Below are 24,089 nucleotides of genomic sequence, written 5' to 3'. Positions count from 1 at the left end.
AGCAGCGCCGCCCACCGCTCGTTCACGATGCCACCCCCGCGGCCCGCCGCACGACCTCGCCGGCCACCAGCACCGCGACCGGGGACAGCAACGCACCGATGTCGGCTGCCGGGTCGCCCGCCACGGCCAGGAGGTCGGCGTCGTACCCGGGGGCGACACGGCCCTTGCGCTCACCCAGCCCGCACACCTGCGCCGCTGTGGCGGTACCGGCCCGCAGCGCCTCCAGCGGTGTCATCCCCAGCTCGACGAGCTGCCCGAGGCCGCGGGGGAGCACCCCGTGCGGCTTGGGCGGCGCGATGCCCGCGTCGGTCCCGGCCACGACGAGCGCCCCCGCCCGGATCAGACGTGCGTGCGCGGCGAGCACGCCGGGCAGGATCTTCGCGAGCAGCGGTGGCGGCCGCATCCCGTCGGGCAGGGGCGCGATGCCGACCGTCGACCCGATCGCGATGCGCCGCGTGACGATCGCGTCGGCCAGCTCCGGTGGCAGCACGACCCGCTCGCCGTCGAAGCAGGTGCAGTGCTCGATGCCGTCGACCCGCGCGGCGACGGCGTCCCGCACGGCGTCCAGGGCGTGCGCGTGCGCGGTGACCGGCAGCCCGTGCCGGTGCGCCTCCTCCACCACGACCCGCAGCTCGGCCGCGGAGAACTGCGCGCCCGCCACGTCGGTGCCCTCGGTCAGCATGCCGCCGCTGGCCATCACCTTGATGACGTCGACGCCGCGCTCGGCGTACGTGCGCACCGCGGCCCGCACGCCCGCGACGCCCTCGGCGACCCCGCCGAGGAAGTGGCAGTGCCCGCCCGGCGAGGTGATCGGGGGCCCGGCGGCGACGATCGTCGGCAACCGGCCGCCGCGCTCGCGCAGCCGCAGCGCCGCGAAGCCGCGGTCGCCCAGGTCGCGGACCGTCGTCACCCCGGCGGCCAGCTGCTGGTCGGCCGCGACCGCCATCGCCGTCAGCAGGGCGTCCTCGTCGCGGTCGGCGAGCGCCGCGACCGGGTCCGGCCCGCTGTCGAAGGAGAGGTGGACGTGGGTGTCGACGAGACCGGGCAGCAGCGTCGCGCCGGGCAGGTCGACGAGCTCGGCGTCGTCGGGGACCGGGGCGTCGCGGCCGTGCCGGACCTCGGTGACGCGGCCGTCGGCCACGAGGACGAGCGGGTCGTCGGTGCAGGTGGTGCCGTCGAAGAGGCGGGCGGCGCGCAGGGCGGTTCGGTTCATGGCTGGTGTGTACGACCGTCCGGCGCGCGGGCCATCGTGGAAACCACGTATCCGTGGTACTGCTACGCCGCTCACGGGAGCGGGAGGCGGAGTGGAGCCGAGGTTCGTCGGGCGTGCGGCCGAGCTGGACGAGCTCGTGGCGCGGCTGGACGGTGCCCTCGACGGCCTGGCGGGCGTCGTGCTGCTGGTCGGGGAGCCGGGTATCGGCAAGTCGCGGCTGGCCGCGGAGTTCGGGCGGCTCGCGAGCGCCCGGGCGGTGCCGGTGCTGTGGGGCGGGTGCACCGACGTCCCCGGGGCGCCCGCCTACTGGCCGTGGCGCCGGGTGCTGCGGTCCTGGCCGGAGGAACTGCCCGGTGACGTCGCCCCGGTCGCCGCCGGGGCGGCCGGGGACGGGCCGGGCGACCGCTTCGCCCTCGCCGACGCGGTGACCGGGTTCCTCGGCGCCGTGGCGTCGGGCACCGGGCTCGTGGTCGTCCTCGACGACCTGCAGTGGGCCGATCCCGCCTCGGTGGCCCTGCTCGCCCACGTCGCGCGGGAGGCGGCGGGGGCGCGGCTGCTCGTCGTCGGCACCTGCCGGGCGGGTGGGGCACCCGCCGCGCTGCCCGGGGACCGGATCGCGCTGCGGGGCCTCACCGCGGGCGAGATCGGCTGCGCGCTGCCCGGGGTCCCGCCCGGCCGGGCCGCGACGATCGCCGGCCGCGCGGGCGGCAACCCGTTCCTGGTCGGCGAGCTCGTCCGCGCCTGGCGCGCGGGCACCCCGGACGACGCGGTGCCGGCCGGCGTCCGCGACGTCGTGCGCGCCCGGCTCGACCGGCTGCCGCCCGCCTGCCGCGACCTGCTCGTGCCGGCCGCCGTGCTGGGCCGCGAGATCGATCTCGACCTGCTCGGCGGCGTCGCGGGACTGCCCGCGGACCGGGTCCTCGACGATCTCGCGCCCGCCGTGGCGGACGGCGTGCTGGAGCGCCCTGCCGGCCGCATGGTCCTGCGGTTCTCCCACGACCTGGTGCGCGAGGCGGTGCTGGCCGACGCCGACGCCGGCCGGGTGCACGCCCGGGCCACCGCGGTGCTCGCCCCGCACGCCGACGATCCCGACGTGCTCCCGGAACTGGCCGCGCATGCCCTCGCCGCGCTGCCGCACGGGGACCGGGCGGCAGCGGTCGGCTGGGCCCGCCGGGCGGGCGAGCAGGCCACCGCGCGGCGGGCCCACGAGGACGCGGCCCGGTTCTACGACGGCGCCCTCGACGCCTCGCGCGGGGTGCTCGGCCCGGCCGGGCGCCTGGAGCTGCTGCTGGCCACAGCGGAGGCGCAGGCCCGGTGCCACGACGTGACCGCCGCCATGGCCGCGTGCCGGGCCGCTGCCGACCTGGCCCGGCACCTCGGGGACGCCGCCGCGCTCGGCCGGGCGACGCTCGTGCTCCCCGGGGTGTCGCACGCGGGATGGCTCGACGAGGTGCGCGGCTGGTGCACCGACGCGCTCGCGGGCCTCCCCGACGTCGACGACCCGTTGCGCTGCCGGCTGCTCGCCCAGTTCGCCCACAGCACGGTCTTCGCCGTCGACCCCGCGGTGATGTCGCGGGCGAGTGCGCAGGCGCTCGCCATGGCCGAGCGGCTGGACGACCCCGCCGCGCTCGGTGACGCCCTGCGGGCGCGGCAGCTCGCCCGCGCGGGGGCCGACGGCTGTGCGGAGCGGCTCGTGCTCGGTGGCCGGCTGCTCGCGGTCGCGCAGCGCACCGGCGACCCCGCGGACGAGCTGTGGGGTCACCTCTGGCGGTTCGACGCACTGCTCCAGGCCGGGCGCGTCGCGGATGCGGAGGCGGAGCTGGACCGCGTCGAGCCGGTCGTCGTGCGGCTGCGGCGGCCGCTGGCGCGGCTGCACCTGCTGCGCGGCCGGTTCGCGCTGGCGTTCGGCCGCGGCCGGTTCGGCGAGGCGGTGCGGCTCAACGACGAGGCCCTCGACCTGGTCCGGCGCGGCGGCGACGACGGCGCGGTGGCCACGGCCCTCGTGCTGCGGATCATCCTGGCCCGTTGCACCGGCGAGTCCCCGGGCGATCTCGCCTGGTTCCACGCCTCACCCGAGCTGCACTCGCCGTTCGCGGCGCTGGGCTGCGCGGCCTACGCGCGCTGGCTGCTCGACGGCGGGCGGCCCGACGAGGCCCGGACCTGGTACGCGGGGCTGCCGCAGGCGGGCTCGCCGCGGATCCCGTCGTTCATCGCGCTCCCGCTGGAGTCGTGGCGGGCGGAGCTGGCCACCGACCTGGGTGACGCCGCGACCGCGGAGGTCTCCCACCGCCTGCTGCTCCCGCACGCCGACCTGCACGTCGTCGGCGGGGCCGGGGCCATCACGACCCACGGCTCGGTGCGTGGCCCGCTCGGGGTCGCGGCGCTCGGCGCGGGCCGTCCGGACGTCGCGGTGCGCCACCTGGAGGGCGCCGTGGCCGCGAACGACGCCGCGGGCCTGGTGCCCTGGGCGGCGCAGGCCCGGTACCGGCTCGCCGTGGCATTGCGGCAGCGCGGGCGCGGTGGCGACGCCGACGCCGCATCGGCGGCGGCCCGCGCGGCGGGGGAGGCGGCCGGCCGGATCGGGATGGCCCCGCTGCGGGCCGCCGCGGCTGAGCTCGCCGCCGGGCTGCGCGACGGCGGGGTGCTCAGCCCCCGCGAGACCGAGATCGCCCGGCTCGTCGGCCAGGGCCTCACGAACCGGCAGATCGCCGCCACCGCGCACATCTCCGAGCGCACCGTGGAGACCCACGTGCAGCACGTGCTGGCCAAGCTGGGGTTCTCCGGGCGCAGCCAGATCGCCGCGTGGGTCGTGAGGCACGAGCAGTAGGGTCGCTCGCCGTGCGCCTCGTCATCGCTCGTTGCCAGGTCGACTACGTCGGCCGCCTCACCGCCCACCTGCCGATGGCCCCGCGGTTGCTGCTGGTCAAGGCGGACGGGTCGGTGAGCATCCACGCCGACGACCGCGCCTACAAGCCGCTGAACTGGATGAGCCCGCCGTGCTGGCTCTCCGAGGAGCCCGGCGTCTGGACCGTCCGCAACAAGGCCGACGAGTCGCTCGTCATCACCATCGAGGAGGTTCTGCACGACTCGAGCCACGAGCTCGGCGTCGATCCCGGGCTGGTCAAGGACGGCGTCGAGGCGCACCTGCAGGAGCTGCTCGCCGCCCACCCGACGGTCCTGGGCGATGACTTCACGCTGGTCCGCCGCGAGTACATGACGGCGATCGGCCCGGTCGACCTGCTGTGCCGCGACCCGGCCGGGCGGCACGTCGCGATCGAGGTGAAGCGCCGAGGCGAGATCGACGGCGTCGAGCAGCTCACCCGCTACCTCGAGCTGATGAACCGAGACCCGCTGCTCGCCCCCGTCACCGGCGTCTACGCGGCGCAGCAGATCAAGCCGCAGGCCCGCACGCTGGCCGAGGACCGGGGCATCCGCTGCGTGGTGGTCGACTACGACACGCTGCGGGGGACGGAGTCGAAGGACCTGCGCCTGTTCTGACCCCGCGTCGCCGTTCCCGCACCCGTCAGTCGCGGCCCTGCCAGGTCGTGACGCACGCCTGGTTGCCCTGGGCGTCGGCGAGGACCCAGAACGCCGGGGCCTCGGTGTCGCCGACCAGCGTGCCGCCCGCCTCCAGCGCAGCCCGGACGCGACCCTCGGCGACCTCCGGCGGGACCCGCACGTCGAGGTGCCAGCGCTGCGGCGCCTCGCCACCGGCGGACTCCTGGAACCAGATCGTCGGGTGCATCCCGGTCGGGTCGACGATCTCGTCGGGCGTCCCCGGCCCGTAGCCGAGCACGGCGGCCCAGAACGGCCGGATCGCCGCGTGGTCGGGGGTGTCGAGCGCGAGCTCCACCGTGCTGAGCGCATCGGTCTCGGCCGTCGCGCCGAGGTCCGCGGCGATCGTCGATATGGTGCGGGCGAGCCGGACGTCGCGCCGCGTCAGCCCGCCGACGTCGTGCGAGGACAGCCGTACGTCGACGCGCCCCCAGGTCAGCCCCAGGTCCGGGTGGTGGTTCGCCTCCTCCGCCGCGGCCCCGATGCGGTTCACCAGCTCCAGCGCCGAGGCGAAGTCACCGGTGCGGAAGCGGGCCTTGAGCTCGTCGAACATCGGGCGCCAGTCCGTGAGCCCCTCGCCGTCGATGTCCCGGGCCGTGAGCAGAGCGTCGGTCATGGCGCGGACCGTACCGGCCCCGGTGGGCCGGGGACGGCCTGCGCGGGCCGCCGCGGACGTCCTACCCTTCGGTAATGACCGTCACCGACGCGCCCGCGCAGGCCACCTTCACCTCCACCGACCCGCGCACCGGGGAGGTCGTGGGCACCCATCCGGTGCACTCGGCGGTCGACGTCGACGCAGCGGTCGCCCGGGCGGCCGAGGCCGCGGCCTGGTGGGCCGACCTGGGCTTCGACGGCCGCCGCACGCTACTGGTCCAGTGGCGCCGCGCCCTGGTCCGCGGGCTCGACGGCCTCGCCCGGATCGTCTCCGCCGAGACCGGCAAGCCCTTCGACGACGCCCGCCTGGAGCTGGTGCTGGCGATCGACCACCTCGACTGGGCCGCGAAGCACGCGGCGAAGACCCTCGGGCGGCGCGGCGTGTCGTCCGGCCTGCTGATGGCCAACCAGGCGGCCACACTGGAGTACGCGCCGCTCGGCGTCGTCGGCGTCATCGGGCCGTGGAACTACCCGGTCTTCACGCCGATGGGCTCGATCGCCTACGCCCTCGCCGCAGGCAACGCGGTCGTGTTCAAGCCCAGCGAGCTGACGCCCGGGGTCGGCGTCGCGCTGGTCGACTCGCTCGCCGAGATCGTCGGCGGTCGGCCGCTGTTCCAGGTCGTCACCGGGTACGGCGAGACGGGCGCGGCACTGTGCCGCTCGGGTGTCGCCAAGATCGCTTTCACGGGCTCGACGGCCACCGCGAAGCGGGTGATGGCCGCGTGCGCGGAGACGCTGACCCCGGTGCTCATGGAGTGCGGGGGCAAGGACGCGCTGATCGTCGACGCCGACGCCGACCTGGAGGCCGCCGCCGACGCCGCCGTCTGGGGCGGCATGTCCAACGCCGGGCAGACGTGCGTCGGGGTGGAGCGCGTCTACGTCGTCGACGCGGTGGCGCAGCAGTTCACCGACAAGGTCGTGGCGAAGGCCCGGGCGCTGCAGCCGGGCCGGGAGTTCGGCCCGATGACGATGGAGTCGCAGAGCGCGGTGGTGAAGGGCCAGATCGACGACGCCCTCGCCCGCGGGGCCACCGCGCTGGTCGGCGGGGCGGGCAGCGCCGACGCCCGGCTCGTCGAGCCCGTCGTGCTCACCGACGTGCCCGAGGACTCCACGGCCGTCACGGAGGAGACGTTCGGGCCGCTGCTCGTCGTCAACCGGGTGCCCGACGTCGACGAGGCCGTGCGCCGCGCCAACGCCACCGGTTACGGCCTGGGCGCCACCGTCTTCTCGGCGGCCCGCGGCGCCGAGATCGCGGCCCGGCTGCGCTGCGGGATGGTGTCGGTCAACAGCGTGATCTCCTTCGCCGGCATCCCCGCTCTGCCCTTCGGGGGAGTGGGCGACTCCGGGTTCGGGCGCATCCACGGTGCGGACGGGCTGCGCGAGTTCACCCGCCCGCAGGCCGTCGCGCGGCAGCGGTTCGCCCTGCCCATCGCCGTGACCAGCTTCAAGCGGACCGCGGCCGGGATGGGGGCGCTGGTCGGGTTGGTCCGGGTGCTGCGGGGGAGGTAGCTCACACGGTCGGGTCCGCCTGACATGGGAGGATGCGGGTCGGTTCATCCCCCAACGGCGGAGGTACACAGCGTGGCACGCGAGTTCCGGACGGTCGGAGTGGTCGGCCTGGGCACCATGGGTGCGGGCATCGTCGAGGTCTTCGCCCGCAAGGGGCTGCAGGTGATCGCCGTCGAGACCGACGCCGAGGCCGTGGAGCGCGGGCGCACCCACCTGGCGACCTCCACGTCCCGGGCCGTGGGTCGAGGCAAGCTGACGCAGCAGGACGCCGACGCGCTCCTGGGCCGGATCACCACCAGCACCTCGCTGGCCGACCTCGCCGACGCCGACCTCGTCATCGAGGCGGTGCCGGAGAGCCTCGACCTCAAGGCGAAGGTGTTCGCCGAGCTCGACAAGGTGTGCCGCCCCGAGGTCGTGCTCGCGTCCAACACCTCGTCGCTGTCGGTCACCGAGCTCGCGGTCCGCACCGGGCGGCCCGGCAAGGTCATCGGCCTGCACTTCTTCAACCCGGCGCCGGTGCAGAAGCTCGTCGAGATCGTGCGCACGGTCGTCACCGAGCAGGACGTCGCCGACGACGTCGCGGCGTTCGCGGCCACGCTCGACAAGGTGCCGGTCGTCATCGGCGACCGCGCCGGCTTCATCGCCAACGCGCTGCTGTTCGGCTACCTCAACCACGCCGCCAAGATGTACGAGCAGCGCTACGCCAGCCGTGAGGACCTCGACGCCGCCATGCGCTTCGGCTGCGGCTATCCGATGGGCCCGCTCGCGCTGCTCGACCTGATCGGGCTCGACACGAGCTACGAGATCCTCGACACGATGTACAAGCAGTCGCGCAACCAGACCCACGCCCCGGCGCCGGTGCTCAAGCAGATGATCACTGCGGGGTTGCTGGGTCGTAAGAGCGGACGCGGCTTCTACTCCTACGCGAAGCCGCACAGCTCCGAGGTCGTCGCCGACGCGCTGACGCCGTCGGGCACCGTCCCCGACGACCTCACGGTCCGTGACATCTCCCGGGTCGGCGTCGTCGGCACCGGCACGATGGCCTCGGGCATCGTTCAGGTGCTCGCGACCGCCGGGCTCGACGTGATCGTCCGCGGCCGCAGCGACTCCAAGGTGGCCGCGTCGATCGCGGGGATCAAGAAGTCGCTGGAGAAGGCCGTCGTCCGCGGGAAGGTCACCGAGGAGGACAAGGACGCCACCCTCGCGCGGATCACCGGCACCACCCGGCTCGAGGACTTCGCCGACGTCGACCTCGTCGTCGAGGCCATCGCCGAGGAGCTCGACGTCAAGCGGGCGGTGTTCGCGGCCCTCGACGAGATCTGCAAGCCCGGTGCCATCCTCGCGACCACCACCTCGTCGCTGCCGGTCGTGGAGTGCGCGGCGGCCACGTCGCGGCCCCAGGACGTCATCGGGATGCACTTCTTCAACCCGGCCCCGGCGATGAAGCTGGTGGAGGTCGTCTCCACGATCACCACCGCGCCCGACGTCGCGGCGTCGATCCTCGCACTGTGCGAACGGATCGGGAAGGTGCCGGTGAGCTGCGGCGACCGCGCCGGGTTCATCGTCAACGCGCTGCTGTTCCCGTACCTCAACGACGCCGTCAAGATGCTCGAGGCGCACTACGCGACCGCCGACGACATCGACGCGGCCATGAAGACCGGCTGTGCGCTGCCGATGGGGCCCTTCGAGCTGCTCGACGTGGTCGGCCTCGACGTGTCGCTGGCCATCGAGCGGTCGCTCTACCTGGAGTTCCGCGAGTCCGGTTTCGCCCCCGCCCCGCTGCTGGAGCACCTGGTCACGGCCGGGCGCCTCGGGCGCAAGACCGGGCACGGGTTCCGCGACTACGCGGCCCGCTGATCCCCCGATGGGTCGAGCACGCCGACCGCGGCAGCAGCATGTGCCGCTGCGGTCGGCGTCCTACACCCGGACCGAGGGCGACTGGATCGTGCGCAGCGTCCCCGGGTCGACCGCGTCGGACCGGTCCTACCGCTGCCCGGGCTGCGACCAGCTGATCCCGGGCACCGCGCCGCACGTCGTCGCGTGGCCGGCGGGGGAGTACGGCTCGGTCGACGACCGCAGGCACTGGCACGCCACCTGCTGGGCTGCCCGCGAGCGGCGTGGGCCGGGGCGCCGGCGCTACTGACCGCCCCGAGACGGCTGCCCGGACCCGGATCGTGCTCGTACCCGATCCGGCTGGACTCCGGGTCCATCGGGGTGCCGGTGGCCGAGACGGCCGGTGTCGGCGTCAACGGTGGGGCGTGCGACCGGCGGCCCGCAGGGTGACAGCGGCCGCCCGCAGGGTGCGGGCGGCCGAGCGTCAGCGGCGGCCGGAGGTGGCGCGGGGCCGCGGCCGGTTGCGCTGGTGGGGGGTGGGGTCGGGAGCGGCGTTGCCGGACGGCCCGTCGGCCGGCTTCGGCGCCTGCGCGTTCGTGGCCTCCGGTGCGGTGGTGTCCACAGCCGGTGCCTCGCCGGTGGTGGGCTCCAGGTCGGTGAGGGTGTCGGCGTGGAACTGGACGGTCGGTTGGTCGGCGGCGCCGGCCGCTACGGCCGGGCGCCGGACCGGGGCGGTCCGGTCGGGGGTGGCCGGCACTGCGGCCACCTGCGCCGGTGGCGCCTGGAGCGGGGATGTCGGAGCCGGGCCGTCGGCGGGAACGGGGTGGGCCTGGGTCGGTGCCGCAGGGGTCGGTGCCGCAGGGGCCGGTGCTGCCTGGGTCGGTGCTGCCTGGGTCGGTGCGACGGGACTCGGAGCGGCCGGTGCCTGGGGGTGGCCGTTGGTGCGGGGGCCTGCCTCGCCGTCGAGCGGGGCGAGGGAGCCGAGCACCCGGCCCAGCACCGCCTGCGTACCGGTGAGCTGCTCGCTCACGCGGCTGCGCAGGCCCGTGAGTTCGGCGACCCGGCGCTCGGCGTCGGCGACGATCCGGCGGGCGTGCTCCTCGGCCCGCTGCACCTCGACGCGCATGCGCTCGGCCGCGGCCTCCTGCATGCCGTCGATCTCGCGGCGGGTGGCGGCGCGCTCGGCCTGCAGCGCGGCCAGCGCCTCGGTGCGTCGCTGGTCCATCGCGATGGTGAAGTCGTCCTCGACCTCCTGCCGACGGGCCTCCGCCTCGGCCCACAGCCGGTTGCGCTCCTCGTCGGAGCGGCGGGTCAGCTCACCGACCTCGCCCTCGACGCCGGCGCGCTGCGCGTTGAGCGCCTGCTCGACGCTGCTGCGCTGATCGGCCAGCCGGGCCTCCGTGGTGGCGCGGAGCTCGGCGATCTCCCGCTCCATCGTCGCGCGGTCGGCGGCGATCTTCCGCTCCATCGCGGCCCGGTCGGTGACGAGCAGTGCCCGCTCGCGGGCGGTGCGCTCGGCCAGTTCCGTGGCCTCGACCTGCGCCGGGCCGAGGAACGACGCGGCCTCCTCGCGGGCGGCGGCGAGGGTCCGCTCCGCCTCCCGCTCGGCCTCCTCCCGACACCGCGCGGCCTCGGCCTCGGCCCGGCCGAGCATGTCGGAGACCTCGTCCTCGGCCAGCCGCAGCATGGAGCGCATCCGCTCGCTCATCCCCTGCACGCTCTGCGGCGGACCGGCGAGCGTGCGGACCTGTGCGCGCAGCTTCTCCGCGCGGGCCCGGGCGTCGTCGAGTTCGCGTCCGAGCTGGGCCGCCTGGTCGACGGCGGCGGAACGGTCGGCGGCCAGGATGCTGATCTCCGCGTCGATCCGGCGGAGATGGGTGTCGACCTGGCCCTGGTCGTAACCCCTGCGTACGACGTCGAATCCGGCGTCGGGCAAGGGCTCAGCGGGGTCGACAGGCATGGAAGTCACCGTACCGGCTCACCGCTGAGCACCCGGGCGCACACTGCGCGTGGTGGGGTTCGTCACCCGGACGGGGTCAGATCCCCCGGAACCGGTTGATCGCGTCGAGGTGGACGGCGCGCTTGTCGGGGTCGGTGACCCCGAGTCCCTCCTCGGGGGCGAGGGCGAGGACGCCGACCTTGCCCTGGTGGCTGTTGGTGTGGACGTCGAGCGCGGCCTGCCCGGTCTCGGCCAGTGGGTAGACCTTGGACAGGGTGGGGTGGATGAGGCCCTTGTCGATGAGCCGGTTGGCCTCGTAGGACTCCCGGTAGTTCGCGAAGTGCGACCCGATGATCCGCTTGAGGTTCATCCACAGGTACCGGTTGTCGAAGGTGTGCATGTACCCCGACGTGGACGCGCAGGTGACGATCGTGCCGCCCTTGCGGGCGACGTAGACGCTCGCGCCGAAGGTCTCGCGGCCGGGGTGCTCGAAGACGATGTCGGGGTCCTCGCCGCCGGTGAGCTCGCGGATCTTCGCGCCGAGGCGCTTCCACTCCTTGGGGTCCTGGTTGTTCTCGTCGCTCCAGAACTTGTAGCCCTCCGCGGAGCGGTCGATGATCAGCTCGGCGCCCATCTTGCGGCAGACCTCGGCCTTGGCGGGGGAGGACACCACGCAGATCGGGGTGGCGCCGCCGTTGAGGGCGAACTGGGTGGCGTAGGAACCGAGGCCGCCGGAGGCGCCCCAGATCAAGACGTTGTCGCCCTGCTTCATGCCGGCGCCGTTGCGGGAGACGAGCTGGCGGTAGGCCGTGGAGTTCACCAGCCCCGGCGCGGCCGCCTCCTCCCACGTGAGGTGCGCGGGCTTGGGCATGAGCTGGTTGGACTTGACCAGTGCGAGCTCGGCGAGGCCGCCGAAGTTGGTCTCGAAGCCCCAGATGCGCTGCTCGGGGTCCATCATCGAGTCGCCGTGGCCGTCGGGGCTCTCCATCTCCACCGACAGGCAGTGTGCGACGACCTGGTCGCCGGGCTTCCAGGCGTTGACCCCGGGCCCGGTGCGCAGCACGACGCCGGCGAGGTCGGAGCCGACCACGTGGTAGGGCAGGTCGTGCCGCGCGGTGAGCGGGGAGATCCGGCCGTAGCGCTTGAGGAACCCGAACGTCGACACCGGCTCGAAGATCGAGGTCCACACGGTGTTGTAGTTGATCGCGCTCGCCATGACCGCGACGATCGCCTCGCCCGGGCCCAGCTCTGGGGTCGCGACGTCCTCGACGTGCAGGGACTTGCGCGGGTCCTTCTCCTTCGAGGCGACCCCGGCGAACATCTCCGCCTCGTCGGCGTGCACCGTGACCGCCCGGTAGTGCTCGGGCACGTCGAGGGACCCGACGGTGTCGAACTGACCGGCGAGGACGGCGTCGCGAATCTCCAGCACGGCTGGGCCTCCGATGGCTGAGTCGTGGGGTCGGATGCGGCACCGCAGTGCTTGGCATCCCGAAAGTTACTGCGCGGTATGGTACCCGCTGCAGCTGTGGAGCGCCCCGTCCAGGTGGTCAGGGCCACTAGGCCCGGACGGGTGGGGCCTCACCGGGCGATCAGGTACGGGCGGTCAGTGGCCGGCGGCCGCGGGCTCCACCAGCTCGACGAGCACCCCGCCCGCGTCCTTGGGGTGCAGGAAGTTGATCCGCGAGTCGGCGGTGCCGCGTCGGGGCTCGTCGTAGAGCAGCCGGACGCCCTTCTCCCGCAGTGCGGCGCAGGTGGCGTCGATGTCGACCACCCGGTAGGCCATCTGCTGGATACCGGGGCCGTTGCGGTCGAGGAACTTCCCGATCGGCGAGTCGGGGCGCAGAGGCGCCAGGAGCTGGATCGCCGCGCCGCCGTCGTCGCCGGGGGCCGACAGCATGGCCTCCTGGACGCCCTGCTCCTCGTTCGTCTCCACGTGCGTGGCCACCAGGCCCAGCGTCTCGCTGTACCAGGCGATCGCCTCGTCCAGGTCGGCGACGGCGATGCCGACGTGGTCCACACCGATGATCGTGTGCTCTCCCATGGGCGGAATGTAGCCGCATCCGCGCCCTGACGTGCGCCTGTGCTCCGCGTCACGGCGTCGGAGACGTCACGACCGCCGGTGGGGCCCGGGCTCGGGCAGGTAGCGTGACGCTCACTCTCGACCACACCACCGCAGCTGCTGGAGGTCCCCGTGTCAGGTTCCGTCATCGTCGCAGGCGCTCGTACCCCGATGGGACGGTTGCTGGGTCAGCTCAAGGACTTCACCGGGGCCCAGCTCGGAGGCATCGCGATCAAGGCCGCCCTGGAGCGCGCGGGCGTCGGCCCCGAGCAGGTCGAGTACGTGATCATGGGCCAGGTGCTGACCGCGGGTGCCGGCCAGATCCCCGCCCGCCAGGCCGCGGTGGCCGGCGGCATCGGCATGGACGTGCCCGCGCTCACCGTGAACAAGGTGTGCCTGTCGGGCCTCAACGCCATCGCGCTGGCGGATCAGCTGATCCGCGCCGGTGAGTACGACATCATCGTGGCCGGCGGCCAGGAGTCGATGACGCAGGCGCCGCACCTGCTCTCGAAGTCGCGCGCCGGTTTCAAGTACGGCGACGTCACGATGATCGACCACATGGCCTTCGACGGCCTGCACGACTCGTTCGACCAGGTCTCGATGGGCGCCTCCACGGAGAAGCACAACACCCGCTACGAGATCACCCGCGCCGACCAGGACGAGTTCGGTGCCCAGTCGCACCAGCGGGCCGGGAAGGCCGTGGAGAGCGGGCTGTTCGCCGACGAGATCACCCCGGTGCACGTGCCGCAGCGCAAGGGCGACCCGATCGTCGTCGACGCCGACGAGGGCATCCGGCCGGAGACCACCGCCGAGAGCCTGGGCAAGCTGCGCCCGGCGTTCTCCGCCGACGGCACGATCACCGCAGGCACCTCGTCGCCGATCTCGGACGGCGCCACCGCTGTGGTGGTCATGAGCAAGGCGAAGGCCGAGGAGCTGGGTCTGACCTGGCTCGCCGAGATCGGTGCGCAGGGCATGGTGGCCGGCCCGGACGACTCGAGCCTGCACGAGCAGCCGGCCAACGCGATCGTCGCGGCCTGCCGCAAGGAGGGCATCGAGCCCGCCGACCTCGACGTCATCGAGATCAACGAGGCCTTCGCGGCCGTCGGCGTCGTGTCGACCCGCAAGCTCGGCGTGGACCCGGCGAAGGTCAACCCGAACGGCGGGGCCATCGCGCTCGGCCACCCGATCGGGGCCTCCGGGGCCCGGCTCGCACTGCACCTGGCCCTGGAGCTCCAGCGCCGCGGCGGCGGCGTGGGTGCGGCCGCCCTGTGCGGTGGCGGTGGCCAGGGCGACGCCCTGATCCTGCGCGTGCCCGCCACGAGCTGATCTGCTCCCGGCATGCCCCGGCCCGACGTCCCCGACCTGGTCGAGCGGGCCCGGCGCGGTGAGGCCCGCGCGGTCGCCCGGCTGATCTCCCTGGTGGAGAACGGCGTGGAGGCGGGTGCGGGGGACGCCGGTACCGCCGACCTGCGGGCCGTGGCGGCCGCGCTCGCCCCGCACACCGGGCGGGCGCACGTCGTCGGTCTGACCGGGCCCCCCGGCGTCGGCAAGTCGACGTCGACCTCGGTGCTGGTGGGCGCCCTGCGCGCGCAGGGTCGCCGCGTCGGCGTGCTCGCGGTGGACCCGTCGTCGCCGTTCTCCGGCGGCGCACTGCTCGGCGACCGTGTGCGGATGGGTGAGCACGCCACCGACGAGGGCGTGTTCATCCGGTCGATGGCCACCCGCGGCCACCTCGGCGGGCTGGCCTGGGCCACCCCGCAGGCCCTGCGCGTGCTCGACGCCGCAGGCTGCGATGTGGTGCTGGTGGAGACGGTGGGAGTGGGGCAGAGCGAGGTGGAGGTGGTGGCGCTCGCCGACACCACCGTGGTGTTGCTCGCGCCGGGCATGGGTGACGGCGTGCAGGCCGCGAAGGCGGGGATCCTGGAGATCGCCGACGTCTTCGTGGTGAACAAGGCCGACCGCGACGGAGCCGCCCAGACCGTGCGCGACCTGCGGCACATGATGTCGCTCGACGGCGGGGAGGGCGGCCGCGGATGGAAGCGGCCGGTGGTGCCCACGGTGGCCGCCCGCGGCGAGGGCGCGGACGACCTCGTGGCCGCGCTCGACGCTCATCGCGACTGGATGGACGCGGGTGGCGAGCGGCGGCGGCGGCGGATCGCCAGGGCCGGATCGGAGATCCAGGCCATCACGCTGGAGCGCGTGCGTGCCCGGATCGGTGACCTGTCGGACGCGAGCGGGCTGCCCGGGCTGGCCGAGCGCGTCGTGGACGGGGAACTCGACCCCTACGGTGCCGCCGACGAGCTCGCCGGGACCGTGTCGGGCCGGTAGCCGCCCCGCCCGCCGGTCACCGGCGGTCTCCCGCGGCCGGGGTCCCGGGATGCACCCCGGCGGGGCGAGCGCCGGCGAACGCGGACCCGTCGAGCCGGGCCGCGAGTCGGCGGGAGCCGATGCGTTCTGCGAGCGCCCTCGCCTCGCGGGCGTGCTCGGCCGCCCCGGCGGCGTCGTCGGTGCGCAGGGTGCGGGCGAGGTCGGCGTGCAGGTCGGCCCGCGCCCGGGTCGACCGCGGGCCGGCGGCGAGCGCACTCCCCAGCGGTCCGACGGCCGCGGCATCGCCCAGTTCGACGAGTGCCCGCCCGCGCCACCGGTGGAGATCGGCGAGCTCGAAGACGGGGTCGCCGGGGTGGAACGCGTCGATAGCGGGCATCGAGCGGGTCGCCTCGTCGAGGGCGCTGTGGGCCGACGATACGTCGCCCGTGGAGGCGTGCGCGACCGCGCGGGCCGCCGCGAGACGTGGGCGATGTGCCGCGGGCGACGATCCCCAGGCCTGCTCCTCCAGCAGATCGACCGCCTGCGCGGCGCGGCCGATCTCGCCCAGCACCTCCGCCCGGCCGATGGCCGCCTCCAGCGCGAGCACGGGTGAGCCGGCCTCGCGCGCGGCCGCGGCGGCGGTGTCGAGGAGCCGCCACGCGTCGTCCGGGTCGTCGGCGTCGAGGGCGTGGCGCCCGGCCAGTGCCGCCGCGTCGGACAGCAGGGCTGCGACCGCCGCCCGTCGGGGGGACGCCGTCGTGTGCCGCAGCGTACGGGTGAGCTGCTCGGTCAGTGCGGCCGTGATGCCGCCGGCACCTGCCGCGCCGAGCTCGTCGTCGACTCGGTGGGCGGCCGCGAGCTGCACCGCCCACTGCTCCAGGACCGCACCGCCGGCCGCTGCCGCCCCGGCCAGCTCCGCGAGCAGCCCCGCACGGGCGTCCGGTCGGGCGGGCGCCGCCGCAGGAGCCAGCCCGAGCTCGGCCGCGGTGCACCCGTAGAGCTCCGCGAGCAGGGCCCGGTACTCCGGCTCGGGGCGGGAGTGCCCGTTCTCCCAGCGGGAGAGCTGCGTCTTCAGGCTGGCCGCGGAGGCGTCGGGCCCGCCTCGGCGCTCCGCGAGCTCACGCAGCGCCGCGGCCGCCCCGGACTGGGACCAGGCGCGCGCGGCCCGGGCCTCGCGCAGGGCGCTGCGGATCCGGGGTGCGGGTTCGGGAGAGGGCGGCTCGGTCACGGTGCCAGATTGTCGGACCCCGGCCGTACCGTCAACGGTGTTGACGCAATGGGTCGTCAACACCGCGGAGGTGGACCGGGATGGACCTGACGACGTGCTCGGCGTGCGTGGTGGCGGGATCGGCGGGAGGAGCGGTGCTGGGGTTCAACGTGGGGCGGCGCAGGCGGGGCAGGAGGGCCGCACGCCGGTCCCGCTCCGGCCGGTCGATGCGGGTCTGGCCCGGCCGCCGACCCGAGGCGGACGGCGGGGGTGGAGCGCCGTGAGCATCCGGGCGGGTCAGGTGAAGTCGCCCGCGGCGCGGCGGACCTCGCCGAGGAGAGCGGTGAGCTGGGCCTGCTGCTCGTCGCTGAGCCCCTCGAGCCCGAAGTCGACCGACGTCACCGACTCGGTGGCCCGGGCGCGCAGCGCGATGCCGTCCTCGGTGATCTCCACGAGGGTGGCCCGCCGGTCGGTGGGGTGCGGGATGCGGCGCACGAGCCCGTCGGCCTGCAGCCGGTCGACGATGTTCGTCACGCTGGTGGGGTGCAGCTGCAACCGGTCGCCCATCACCCGCATCGGGAGGCGCCCGGTGCGGGCGAACGTGAGCAGCACCAGCGCCTCGTACCGGGCGAAGGTGAGGCCGTGCGGGCGCAGTGACGCGTCCACCGCGGAGAGCAGGATCTGCTGCACCCGCATCACGCTGGTCACCGCGGCCATCGCCCGCGACGGGCCGATCCGCTCGGCCCACAGGTCCGCCGCTCGCATGATCGGGTCGAACGGCAGCGGATCGCGGCGGGCCATGACGGGCGACGCTAGCAGTGCCGATGTCGGGGCCCTCGCGCTCGGCCGTGCCGCTGGGGCACGCTGTCGACCATGCTCTTCGCCTTCAGCATCGCCCCGGCGGGGGGCGGCTCCGACAGTGTCGGCGACGTCGTCGCCGAGGCCGTCCGCGTCGTCCGCGCCTCCGGGCTGCCCCACGAGACCACTTCCATGTTCACCACGATCGAGTCCGAGACCTGGGACGAGGGCATGGCGGTGGTCAAGGCCGCGGTGGAGGCCGTGCAGGCCAGGGCGCCGCGCGTCAGCCTCGTGCTCAAGGCCGACATCCGGCCCGGCTTCGACAGCGGGCAGCTCCGGGCCAAGGTCGAGCGCGTGGAGGAGGCCCTGGGTGCGGAGCAGGCGCCGGGTGCGGAGCAGGCGCCGGGTGCGGACGACCGACCGGGATCCGCGGCGTGAGCGTGCGCACCGTGCTGGTGCACGGGGCATGGCACGACGGCTCCTGCTGGGCGCCGGTGGTGGCGGAGCTGTCCGCGCGGGGGCACGACGCCGTCGCGGTCGATCTGCCGGGCGACCGGCCGGGTGCGACCACGGCCGACCACCTCGACGCGGTGCTCGACGCGGCCGGGGTCGACGGTCGGGTGGTGCTCGTGGGGCACTCCCTCGGTGGGCTCGTGGTGCCGGTGGCGGCCCAGCGGCTGGGGCCCGAGCGGGTGGCCGCTCTCGTGCTGGTGGCCGCGCTGGTGCCGCTCCCGGGGGCGTCCTGGCGGGAGCGCACGCGGGCCGAGCCGGGGATCATGGCGGCGGGATTCGGAGGGGGCCTGCAGCGCAACGACGACGGCACGACGTACTGGCCGGCCGACGCGGCGGCGGAGAACCTCTACGCGGGAGTGGCCGCGGAGAGCTCGGCCGAGGCGGTGCGGGCGGCGGTGGCGGGGTTGCGCCCCCAGGACTGGACCGTCACGACGGAGGTCACCCCGCTCGTCGCGTGGCCCGAGGTGCGCACGGTGCAGGTGGTCTGTACCGACGACCGGGTCGTCGATCCGGGATGGGGGAGGTCGGGCGGGGTCGTGGCCGGGGCCGAGGTGGTCGAGCTGGCAGGCGGGCACTTCCCGATGCTCACCCGGCCCGTGGAGCTGGCCGGGTTGCTCCACGACGTCCTCCGCAGCGCGGGGTGACCGGGCGCACCGAGAACCCCCGGCGCGAGGACGCGCAGGGGGTCGGCGGTGACGCGGGTCGGGGCGTGGATCAGCCCTGGGCCACGTTGAGGGTGAAGAAGAAGACGCCGATCAGGATCGCGGCCGCGCCGAGCGCCATGGCGATCTTGGCCTGCTTGGCCGTCACCGGGCGACGCACGGCGGCCACGCCGAGGCCGAGTGCGGCCGCGCCGAACACCCAGCCCAGGATCGAGATCGGGCTGACGAGCAGGGCCACGACGCCCACGATCAGGGCGATCTTGCCCAGGGTCGGGCTCTCCTCGCGCGCGGTCTTGGCGCGGGCATCGTCGAGCAGGCGGTCGGCGACGGTCTTGTCCGTGCTCATGACAGGTCCTCCGGGTGGGGGAGCCGCGCGGTGGCGGCCGGCGAGTGTCTACGGAGAGCGACGCTTGTGTCACTCACACATCATCAACGACTGCCCACAGGTCGTGGTGCTCCGCCGGTCCGGTGATCGACACGGCGGGTTCGTCGCGCGATTCGGTCACACAATGTCACCGACTTGCACCGGATCAGGTGACGCCGACCGGGTGTCGGGACGCATGACAGGAGGAGCACGACATGGCTGATCAGCACGAACACCGGGCCCGGCGGATGTGGCGGGCGGTGGAGCCGATCCACGCCGTCACCTACTTCGCGCCGGAGTCGAAGGCGGTCTGCGACGCGCTGGGCACGAGGGGCTACTGGATGAGCTACTTCGGGCTGCGCGCCGCACCGCTGGGTACCGCACCGCCCGAGCTCGTGACGGCGCTGTTCTACAACTTCCACCCCGCCCACGTCGCCAGGGCCGTGCCCGACGTCTGGGCCGTGGCGCCGCCCGAGCGCTACCTCGCTGCGCGGCTGGAGGCCGTCGACGCGGCGCTGCGTCGGCTCGTCGGGTCGGAGGTGCTGGCCGGTCCGGAGGTCGCGGAGGCGGCCGCGATCGCCCGCGACGCAGCGCTCGCCGCCCCCACCGCGGGCCGGGCACTGGCCGCAGCCAACGCCGCCCTGCCGTGGCCGGAGGCCCCGCACCTGGTGCTGTGGCAGGCGCAGACGGTGCTGCGGGAGCACCGCGGCGACGGTCACGTGGCCGCGTTGCTGACGGCCGGGCTCGATCCGCTGGAGGCACTCGTCGTCTTCGCCGCCGACCAGGGGCTCGACGCCGCGGCGCTGCGGCTGCGGAGGGGCTGGTCGGAGCGGGAGTGGGACGCGGCGGCGGCACGGTTGGCCGATCGCGATCTGCTCGACCGGTCCGGCGCGCTCACCGACGAGGGCCGTCTGCTGCGGGCCGAGGTGGAGGCCCACACCGACGCGCTCGCCGACGTCGCGTGGCTGGCGGTGGGGGCCGAGCGCGCCGAACGGTTGGTCGTACTGGCCGCTCCGCTGGTCGCGGCGCTCGCCGCGGGCGACGGCTTCATGCCGGAGAACCCGATGGGTCTGCGGCTGCTGCCGGTGGCGGGGTGAGCCGACGGGGTGTGACCCAGGCGTCGTCACCGCTCTCCACGTGCCAGGATGGGACCCGTGTCACGACCTGATCCTCGTCGGGCGGCCCAGACGGCCGCGCTGTCCTCCGCGATGTCCGGTGCGGTCGATCTCTCCGCGCTGAAGGCCCGCTCCGACGCTGCCAACCGTCCCGCTCCGGCCCCGCAGGCCGGGGGCCCCGCACCCGGTGGCCCCGCGCCGCGGGGCGGCCCGCCGCCGCCCGCCCCGGCCGGGTTCGTCATCGACGTCACCGAGGCCGGGTTCCAGGCCGAGGTGCTCGAGCGGTCGATGGTGGTGCCCGTCGTGGTCGACCTGTGGGCCGAGTGGTGCGGTCCGTGCAAGCAGCTCTCCCCGGTGCTCGAGCGGCTCGCCGCGGCGGGCAACGGGTCGTGGATCCTGGCGAAGGTCGACGTCGACGCCAACCCGCGGATCGCGCAGGCCTTCGGCGCCCAGTCGATCCCGATGGTCGTGGCCGTGGTCGGCGGCCAGCCGGTCGACGCCTTCAACGGGGCCCAGCCCGAGGCGCAGGTCCGGGAGTGGATCTCGTCACTGCTCGACGCGCTGCGCGAGCGCATGCCCGCGATCGCCGAGGCCGAGGCCGCCGCGGGCGGGGCCCCCGAGCCGGAGGAGGAGCCGGAGGACCCACGCTTCACCGCGGCCGAGGACGCGCTCGAGCAGGGTGACTACGCCGCTGCCGAGGCCGCATACCAGGACATCCTCAACGTCGAGCCGGCCAACGAGCAGGCCGCGGCCGCGATCGCGCAGGTCCGGTTCCTGGCCCGGTCCGAGGCGGTCGACCCCGAAGCCGTCGCGCGGGCCGACACCGCCCCCGACGATGTCGACGCGCAGCTGGCCGCGGCCGACGCGCAGGTGGCCACCGACGACGTCGAGGGTGCCTTCGCCCGCCTCGTCGCCACGGCGGGCCGGGTGTTCGGCGACGACCGCGACCGGGTGCGCGAGCACCTCGTCGGGCTGTTCGAGCTGTTCCCCGCCGACGACGCACGGGTCACCGCGGCGCGGCGGGCGCTGGCGCGGGTCCTGTTCTGACCGGACGCGCACCGGTCTCGCGCACCTGATCGCCGTTCGCGCACGTCCGGACGTGCGCGGGACGCCGAGAGCTGCGCGAGACCGGGCCGGGCGGGCCGCCAGGTGCGAACCCGTCCGGGCAGGACGGACGGCTCAGCAGACGGTGGGCCCACCGCGCAGTCCGTCCTCGTAGCGCGCCACCCGCTCGTAGCCGTGCTCGGCGGGGTCGGCGCGCCCCGCCGCGTCGCGCGCCGCCCAGTCGTCGGCGAGGAGCACCTGCACGGCCTCGTCGAGGTCGCCGGGGGAGAGCCGGAAGCCGACGGGTGCCACGAGCAACTGCCCGGCATAGGCCCCGGCGAGGCAGACGGCGGCGTGCCCCGCGTCGACACCCTCCACCGCCGTGCCGCCCGCCCGCAGCGCGGCGAGCCCGTAGCGCCCGCTCACCAGCGTGGCACCCGCGAAGTCGCCGAGCTCGCGGTGCAGCGGCGTGAGCTCGGCGAGGTCGACGTCGATCGCGCCCTCGGTCGTCGGGTCGGCGGCCGGGCACAGCCGGGCCGGTCCCTGGGCGGCGGCCTCCGGGCAGGCGTCGGTGGCCAGCGGCGGGGCCGTCCAGCCCGGTACCCCGGACAGGGCGGTGGACCAGTCGCGCGCGTCCCGGCCGATGGCGACGAGCAGGTCGGGCAGGGGCAGGTCGCCCGCTCGGGCCTGGTCGGCGGGCGAGCCGAAGCGCACCTGGGTGAATCCCCGCTCGGGCACCGTCATCTCCGCGCAGCGCTCGGCGCCGTCGTCGAAGCCCGCGCGGAAGGCGGAGACCCGGTCGAACGCGTTGCCGTGCGCACCCTCGTCGCCCGCGGCCACGCCGAGGGGGTCGCGGAACCCGACCAGCGTGCGCAGCGCCGCGTCGCGCTCCGCGGTGCCGACCGGCAGGCCGGGGACCGGGTCGTCGGCGAGGTGGCGCAGCACCACGCCGGTGTAGCAGTCGGCCATCGCCTCCACCAGGATCGTCGGGTAGGCCCCGGGGTCGCGTGCCGCGGCGTCGTCGACGCCGAGGCGGGTCTGCACCGCGTGGCCGATCTCGTGGGCGAGCACGACGACGACCCCGACGTGACCGAACTCGGCGAACAGGCTCGGTACGAGCTGCGCGGCGTCCCAGACCACGGCGTCGGCGGTGGGGCAGTAGTAGGCCTGGTCGGCCACCTCGGTGACGTCCTCGACGCAGGGCGGGGTCGGATCGCCGGGGGAGACCGGCAGGAGCGTGGCGACGTCGGTCCACTCCCGGCCGAACGCGGCGGGGAGCTCGACGCGCCAGAAGTCCTCGATCGCGGTGGTCGCCGCGTCGGCCGCATCCGCGGCGTCGGTGACCGGCTCCGCGACGGCGGCGGGCCGGGCGGTCGTGTCTGCGGCCACGCCGCGACCGGTGACCACCTGCGTGCACCCGGCGAGCAGCAGGACCAGCAACAGGAGGGGGACGGCACGCACCCGCCCATCATCGTCCGCACCGGCCCGCGACGGGAGTGCCTCCACCCCGTCGGATAGCGTCGAACCCCGTGTCCGACCCGCGCTCCACCCGCATCGCGCCGACGACCCTGCTCGCGGCGGTGGTGGTGCTCGCGTCACTGGTGACGACGGTCGTGCTGCACGTCCGCCACCCCGACGCGCTGGTGACACTCCTCCCGCTCACCGACATGCGCGACCTGCACGTCGACTTCGACACCTTCTGGCACTCGGCCGTCGCGCTCACCCAGGGTGTCGACATCTACGAGACCCCCGCGAAACTGACGAACCTCAACCCGCCCCTGCTGACGGTCCTGCTCGTGCCGTTCGCCGCCCTCGACGCGCTCACCGCGTACCGGATCTTCGCCGCGCTGACCGCGGTGCTGGTGGTCGCCTCGGTCGTCGCGGTCGCGCGGGAGCTGCGGCTCGGGGCGGGGGTCACGGTGGCCGCGGCGCTCGCCGTGCTCGCCTCGTCACCGTTGCACGGCACGCTGGTACTCGGCCAGATCTACCCGCTGCTGCTGGTGCTGCTGGTCGCCGGCTGGATCGCCGAGCGCCGCGGGCGGCCGCTGCTCGCCGCGGCCTGCTACGGCGTCGCGGTGGCGCTCAAGCCGTCGCTCGCCCCGCTCCTGCTCCTTCCCGCGGTGCAGCGCCGCTGGGCGCCGATGCGGGCGGGGATCGCCTCCGCCGCCGTCGCGACGCTGGTGGGCGTGCTGATCGCCGGTCCGTCCAGCGCGATCGAGTGGCTGACGATCGCGCTCACCGAGGGCGTCCCGGACACCGTCGACAACGCATCGTTCCCCGGGCTCGCCATGCGATTCGGGGTGTCACCGGTGCTCGGCCTCGGCGCCGGGCTGGCGGTCCTGGTCGGGACGCTCTGGTGGATCGGCCGCCACCGCGACCGGATCGACCCGGCCGGGACCGCGCCGTGGGCGGTGGTCGCCGCGGGACTGCTGCTGTCCCCGATCGCGTGGCACAACTACCTGCTGCTGCTGGTTCCCGGCGTCCTCGTGCTGGTCACGCTGGGTCGCGGGGCGCTCGCGACGTCGCTGCTCGCGGTCACGCTGGTCCCGGTGTCGTGGAACGCGATCTGGCCGCCCGACCCGAGCCCCCTGGAGGAGCTCGGATCGGACGTGGGCCGGTCGCTGTACTGGGCGATCCTGGTCGCCTACTGGGTGGCGCTGTTGTCGGCCGGCCCGTTGCGGCGGTCGGGTCCGCCGGCGACGGGCGGTGCCGACGAACCGGCGGACGCGGGCGCCTCCACCGGCTGAACAAGCGCGTGCCGACCGGTCGGCACGACCTCGTCCGGTGCGGCCCCGCCCGTCATGACCTCGTCCGGCGCCGCGCCGACCGGGGCCGCCGGGACCGGGGACTCCGGTGCGTCGGCCGGGGCCACCGGGGCGTGCACCGGTGCCGCCGCGACCGGTGCCGACGGGGCATCGTCGAGGTCGGCGTCGGCGGGAGCCGACCCGACGGCCGGGACGACCGGCTCGGACCCGGTGACCACGGCATCGCCGACCTCGGCGGTGGCGACGGGATCCTTCGCCGGCACCTCGGCCGGCACGACGTCCGCCGGATCCACCGCGGACGTCGCCGCCGGAACGACCGCGGCCGCCGGAACGACCGCGGCCGCCGGAACGACCGCGGCCGCCGGAACGACCGCGGCCGCCGGAGCGGCCGGTGCCGCGAGGAAGGGGACGTCGACCGCTGTGTCCTCGGCCGCTGTGTCCTCGGCCAGTGCGTCCTCGGTCACCGCGTCGGGGACCACCTCGTCGGGGACCACCACGTCGGAGCCCACCTCCGCAGCAGGTGCCCCGGTGCCGACCTCGGGCGTGACCGCC

General features: G+C 75.1%; 21 protein-coding genes. 12 read left to right on the top strand and 9 right to left on the bottom strand.

Annotated features, from left to right (window positions below; all coding sequences use genetic code 11):
• Positions 1–22 precede the first annotated feature (22 nt).
• The gene (locus I4I81_RS16700; RefSeq protein WP_218603205.1) at positions 23–1,213 is read right to left on the bottom strand and encodes an amidohydrolase family protein; all 1,191 of its coding nucleotides are present in this window, start codon (positions 1,211–1,213) and stop codon (positions 23–25) included.
• Between the two features lie 91 nt (positions 1,214–1,304).
• Here I4I81_RS16700 and I4I81_RS16695 point away from each other — a divergent pair, with 91 nt between their 5' ends.
• Complete coding sequence (locus tag I4I81_RS16695) at positions 1,305–4,040, top strand: ATP-binding protein (RefSeq protein WP_218603204.1); 2,736 nt, start codon at positions 1,305–1,307, stop codon at positions 4,038–4,040.
• A gap of 11 nt (positions 4,041–4,051) precedes the next feature.
• Positions 4,052–4,711, top strand: a complete 660-nt coding sequence (gene nucS, locus I4I81_RS16690; protein ID WP_218603203.1) for an endonuclease NucS — start codon at positions 4,052–4,054, stop codon at positions 4,709–4,711.
• A gap of 25 nt (positions 4,712–4,736) precedes the next feature.
• On the opposite strand, the gene I4I81_RS16685 is transcribed toward nucS, so the two are convergent.
• Positions 4,737–5,384, bottom strand: coding sequence for a 4a-hydroxytetrahydrobiopterin dehydratase (locus tag I4I81_RS16685; protein ID WP_218603202.1), 648 nt, complete (start codon positions 5,382–5,384; stop codon positions 4,737–4,739).
• A 74-nt stretch (positions 5,385–5,458) separates the two neighbouring features.
• Between I4I81_RS16685 and I4I81_RS16680 the strand changes: the two genes are divergently transcribed.
• The 3 genes from I4I81_RS16680 to I4I81_RS16670 all read left to right on the top strand — a co-directional run bounded on the left by I4I81_RS16680 (position 5,459) and on the right by I4I81_RS16670 (position 9,074).
• On the top strand, positions 5,459–6,931 hold the full coding sequence (locus tag I4I81_RS16680; RefSeq protein WP_218603201.1) for an aldehyde dehydrogenase family protein: 1,473 nt from the start codon (positions 5,459–5,461) through the stop codon (positions 6,929–6,931).
• A 72-nt stretch (positions 6,932–7,003) separates the two neighbouring features.
• Positions 7,004–8,788 (top strand): 3-hydroxyacyl-CoA dehydrogenase family protein, encoded by a 1,785-nt coding sequence (locus tag I4I81_RS16675; protein WP_218603200.1) that lies wholly within the window; start codon positions 7,004–7,006, stop codon positions 8,786–8,788.
• Between the two features lie 7 nt (positions 8,789–8,795).
• On the top strand, positions 8,796–9,074 hold the full coding sequence (locus tag I4I81_RS16670; protein WP_225924614.1) for an Rv1322 family protein: 279 nt from the start codon (positions 8,796–8,798) through the stop codon (positions 9,072–9,074).
• A gap of 174 nt (positions 9,075–9,248) precedes the next feature.
• On the opposite strand, the gene I4I81_RS16665 is transcribed toward I4I81_RS16670, so the two are convergent.
• The 3 genes from I4I81_RS16665 to mce form a co-directional block, all read right to left on the bottom strand.
• Positions 9,249–10,724: a coiled-coil domain-containing protein gene (locus I4I81_RS16665; protein WP_218616159.1), complete on the bottom strand. Its 1,476-nt coding sequence runs from the start codon at positions 10,722–10,724 to the stop codon at positions 9,249–9,251.
• A gap of 76 nt (positions 10,725–10,800) precedes the next feature.
• Positions 10,801–12,132 (bottom strand): crotonyl-CoA carboxylase/reductase, encoded by a 1,332-nt coding sequence (gene ccrA / locus I4I81_RS16660; RefSeq protein WP_218605246.1) that lies wholly within the window; start codon positions 12,130–12,132, stop codon positions 10,801–10,803.
• 174 nt (positions 12,133–12,306) lie between these two features.
• Complete coding sequence (gene mce, locus I4I81_RS16655; RefSeq protein ID WP_218605245.1) at positions 12,307–12,744, bottom strand: methylmalonyl-CoA epimerase; 438 nt, start codon at positions 12,742–12,744, stop codon at positions 12,307–12,309.
• Positions 12,745–12,894: 150 nt separating this feature from the next.
• Here mce and I4I81_RS16650 point away from each other — a divergent pair, with 150 nt between their 5' ends.
• Together I4I81_RS16650 and meaB are read left to right on the top strand one after the other, a co-directional pair.
• Positions 12,895–14,088, top strand: a complete 1,194-nt coding sequence (locus I4I81_RS16650) for an acetyl-CoA C-acetyltransferase (RefSeq protein WP_218605244.1) — start codon at positions 12,895–12,897, stop codon at positions 14,086–14,088.
• Between the two features lie 12 nt (positions 14,089–14,100).
• A complete protein-coding gene (gene meaB / locus I4I81_RS16645; protein WP_218605243.1) occupies positions 14,101–15,090 on the top strand; it encodes a methylmalonyl Co-A mutase-associated GTPase MeaB in 990 nt (329 codons plus the stop codon).
• Positions 15,091–15,106: 16 nt separating this feature from the next.
• Here meaB and I4I81_RS16640 read toward each other — a convergent pair whose 3' ends face one another.
• Both I4I81_RS16640 and I4I81_RS16635 read right to left on the bottom strand, forming a co-directional pair.
• On the bottom strand, positions 15,107–16,297 hold the full coding sequence (locus I4I81_RS16640) for a helix-turn-helix domain-containing protein (protein ID WP_218605242.1): 1,191 nt from the start codon (positions 16,295–16,297) through the stop codon (positions 15,107–15,109).
• Between the two features lie 276 nt (positions 16,298–16,573).
• Entirely contained in the window at positions 16,574–17,077 is a 504-nt protein-coding gene (locus I4I81_RS16635; RefSeq protein WP_218606446.1) for a MarR family winged helix-turn-helix transcriptional regulator, read from the bottom strand.
• Positions 17,078–17,149: 72 nt separating this feature from the next.
• Here I4I81_RS16635 and I4I81_RS16630 point away from each other — a divergent pair, with 72 nt between their 5' ends.
• Positions 17,150–17,512, top strand: coding sequence for a thiamine-binding protein (locus tag I4I81_RS16630; RefSeq protein WP_218606445.1), 363 nt, complete (start codon positions 17,150–17,152; stop codon positions 17,510–17,512).
• The gene (locus I4I81_RS16625; protein WP_218616158.1) at positions 17,509–18,231 is read left to right on the top strand and encodes an alpha/beta fold hydrolase; all 723 of its coding nucleotides are present in this window, start codon (positions 17,509–17,511) and stop codon (positions 18,229–18,231) included. The genes I4I81_RS16630 and I4I81_RS16625 overlap by 4 nt, the downstream gene beginning before the upstream one ends.
• Before the next feature lie 70 nt (positions 18,232–18,301).
• Here I4I81_RS16625 and I4I81_RS16620 read toward each other — a convergent pair whose 3' ends face one another.
• Positions 18,302–18,595, bottom strand: coding sequence for a hypothetical protein (locus tag I4I81_RS16620; protein WP_218601680.1), 294 nt, complete (start codon positions 18,593–18,595; stop codon positions 18,302–18,304).
• Positions 18,596–18,828: 233 nt separating this feature from the next.
• On the opposite strand from I4I81_RS16620, the gene I4I81_RS16615 reads away from it, so the two are divergent.
• Both I4I81_RS16615 and I4I81_RS16610 read left to right on the top strand, forming a co-directional pair.
• The gene (locus I4I81_RS16615; RefSeq protein WP_218601681.1) at positions 18,829–19,710 is read left to right on the top strand and encodes an SCO6745 family protein; all 882 of its coding nucleotides are present in this window, start codon (positions 18,829–18,831) and stop codon (positions 19,708–19,710) included.
• A gap of 111 nt (positions 19,711–19,821) precedes the next feature.
• Positions 19,822–20,775, top strand: a complete 954-nt coding sequence (locus I4I81_RS16610) for a tetratricopeptide repeat protein (protein ID WP_218601701.1) — start codon at positions 19,822–19,824, stop codon at positions 20,773–20,775.
• A gap of 132 nt (positions 20,776–20,907) precedes the next feature.
• On the opposite strand, the gene I4I81_RS16605 is transcribed toward I4I81_RS16610, so the two are convergent.
• A complete protein-coding gene (locus I4I81_RS16605; RefSeq protein ID WP_218601682.1) occupies positions 20,908–22,233 on the bottom strand; it encodes a neutral zinc metallopeptidase in 1,326 nt (441 codons plus the stop codon).
• A gap of 68 nt (positions 22,234–22,301) precedes the next feature.
• Between I4I81_RS16605 and I4I81_RS16600 the strand changes: the two genes are divergently transcribed.
• Complete coding sequence (locus I4I81_RS16600; protein ID WP_218601683.1) at positions 22,302–23,519, top strand: glycosyltransferase family 87 protein; 1,218 nt, start codon at positions 22,302–22,304, stop codon at positions 23,517–23,519.
• Positions 23,520–24,089 lie beyond the last annotated feature (570 nt).

Origin of the sequence: Pseudonocardia abyssalis (genome assembly GCF_019263705.2) — a bacterium.
In the GTDB taxonomy this organism is placed as follows: Bacteria; Actinomycetota; Actinomycetes; order Mycobacteriales; family Pseudonocardiaceae; genus Pseudonocardia; species Pseudonocardia abyssalis.
The sequence above is the reverse complement of the archived record's forward strand: the minus strand, read 5'-3'. Positions and strand labels throughout refer to the sequence as shown.

Bases quoted from the DNA above. Each gene is read 5' to 3' on its own strand.
- meaB (WP_218605243.1), top strand. From the start codon at position 14,101: ATGCCCCGGCCCGACGTCCCCGACCTGGTCGAGCGGGCCCGGCGCGGT.
- I4I81_RS16615 (WP_218601681.1), top strand. From the start codon at position 18,829: ATGGCTGATCAGCACGAACACCGGGCCCGGCGGATGTGGCGGGCGGTG.
- I4I81_RS16630 (WP_218606445.1), top strand. From the start codon at position 17,150: ATGCTCTTCGCCTTCAGCATCGCCCCGGCGGGGGGCGGCTCCGACAGT.
- I4I81_RS16665 (WP_218616159.1), bottom strand. From the start codon at position 10,724: ATGCCTGTCGACCCCGCTGAGCCCTTGCCCGACGCCGGATTCGACGTC.
- I4I81_RS16685 (WP_218603202.1), bottom strand. From the start codon at position 5,384: ATGACCGACGCTCTGCTCACGGCCCGGGACATCGACGGCGAGGGGCTC.
- I4I81_RS16700 (WP_218603205.1), bottom strand. From the start codon at position 1,213: ATGAACCGAACCGCCCTGCGCGCCGCCCGCCTCTTCGACGGCACCACC.
- mce (WP_218605245.1), bottom strand. From the start codon at position 12,744: ATGGGAGAGCACACGATCATCGGTGTGGACCACGTCGGCATCGCCGTC.
- I4I81_RS16620 (WP_218601680.1), bottom strand. From the start codon at position 18,595: ATGAGCACGGACAAGACCGTCGCCGACCGCCTGCTCGACGATGCCCGC.
- I4I81_RS16610 (WP_218601701.1), top strand. From the start codon at position 19,822: ATGTCCGGTGCGGTCGATCTCTCCGCGCTGAAGGCCCGCTCCGACGCT.
- I4I81_RS16680 (WP_218603201.1), top strand. From the start codon at position 5,459: ATGACCGTCACCGACGCGCCCGCGCAGGCCACCTTCACCTCCACCGAC.
- I4I81_RS16635 (WP_218606446.1), bottom strand. From the start codon at position 17,077: ATGGCCCGCCGCGATCCGCTGCCGTTCGACCCGATCATGCGAGCGGCG.
- I4I81_RS16670 (WP_225924614.1), top strand. From the start codon at position 8,796: ATGGGTCGAGCACGCCGACCGCGGCAGCAGCATGTGCCGCTGCGGTCG.